The sequence below is a fragment of the Streptomyces sp. NPDC002785 genome, from assembly GCF_040295565.1.
Classification (GTDB): domain Bacteria; phylum Actinomycetota; class Actinomycetes; order Streptomycetales; family Streptomycetaceae; genus Streptomyces.
Genome location: NZ_JBEOVN010000416.1, coordinates 1 through 1,641, shown reverse-complemented (window position 1 = coordinate 1,641; position 1,641 = coordinate 1). Strand labels below are relative to the sequence as shown.

General features: G+C 75.3%; 1 protein-coding gene. It reads left to right on the top strand.

The annotated features are described in order from the left end of the window. Window positions 1-1,641 (top strand): beta-ketoacyl reductase (locus tag ABTZ94_RS37465; protein WP_502967380.1); only part of this gene is annotated, 1,641 nt, incomplete at both ends.

The following is a 1,641-nucleotide window of genomic DNA, read 5'->3' as shown; positions in this document are numbered from 1 at the left end:
GGCGCTACCGCGTGACCTGGAAGCCGCTGGCCGACGGGCAGTCGGCGCGGCTGTCCGGCACCTGGCTGCTGGTCTCGCCCGGGACCGAGGACGAGCGGGCGGCGGCCGTTGCCGCAGCGCTGACCGAGCACGGGGCCGACGTACGACGGATCGCGGTGGACGCCGCAACGACCGACCGGGAGGCACTGGCCGCCGCGCTGCGCGCCGAGCCGACCGGGGACGACGCGGCGTTCGACGGCGTGCTGTCGCTGCTGGCACTGGACGAGCGGCCGCATCCGGCACACTCCGCCTTCCCCGCCGGGGCCGCCGCTCAGCTGGCGCTGATCCAGGCGCTGGGCGACGCGCAGCTCGCCGCCCCACTGTGGTGCGCGACCCGGGGCGCGGTCTCCACAGGCCGCTCGGACCGGTTGAAGTCGCCGGAGCAGGCGCTGATCTGGGGCCTGGGCCGGGTGGCCGCCCTGGAGCATCTGGAACGCTGGGGCGGTCTGGTGGACCTGCCCGAGACCCTGGACGAGCGGGCGCTGGCCCGACTGGCCGAGGTGCTCGCGGGCGACGGAGACGAGGGCCAGGTGGCGATCCGCGCCACCGGAGTCCTCGGGCCGCGGCTGGTGAGGGCCAAACTGGCCGACACCCCGGCCGTACGGGACTGGCAGCCGACCGGGACCACGCTGGTGACGGGCGGTACCGGTGCGCTGGGTGCGCAGGTGGCCCGTTGGCTGGCCCGTAACGGTGCCGAGCACCTGGTGCTCGTCGGCCGTCGTGGCCCGGACGCGCCGGGCGCCGCCGAGCTGCGCGACGAACTGACCGCACTGGGCGCCGAAGTCACCATCGCCGCCTGCGACGTGGCCGACCGGGAGGCGCTGTCCGTCCTGCTCGCGGACGTCCCCGCCGAGCGGCCGCTGACCGCCGTGGTGCACACCGCCGCGGTGATCGAGGACGGGGTGATCGAGGGGCTGACGCCGGACCAGGTGGACCGGGTGCTGCGGCTGAAGGTCGACGCCACCCGCCATCTGCACGAGCTCACCCGGGACCTGGACCTGTCCGCGTTCGTGCTCTTCTCGCACTTCTCCGCGATCTTCGGGGCACCGGGGCAGGGCAATCAGGCGCCCGGCAACGCTTATCTGCACGCCTTCGCCGAGCAACGGCGCGCCGACGGGCTGCCCGCCACCACCCTGTCCTGGGGCCCGTGGGGCGACGGCGTCACCGTCGGCGGCGCACTCGGGGACCGGATGCGCCGCCACGGCATCAACGAGATGGCGCCGGAGCCGGCGGTCACCGCGCTGCGGCACGCGCTGGACCGGGACGAGACGGCGCTGACCGTCATCGACATGGACTGGCGGCGGTTCACGCTGGCCTTCACCGCCGACCGGCCACGTCCGCTGCTGCACGAGCTGCCCGAGGCACGCCAGGTCATCGACGAGATGACGGCCGACGCATCCGAGGCGAGCGCCTCCGGCCCCGTGCTGGCCCAGCAGCTCGCCGGACTGCCGGAGACCGAGCGGGAGCGGGTGCTGCTGGAGCTGGTGCGCGGCGCGGTCGCGGCGGTGCTGGGGCACGCCGACGCCGCGGCGATCGAGGCCGGGCGAGCCTTCAAGGAGCTGGGCTTCGACTCGCTCACCGCGGTCGAGCTGCGCAACCGGC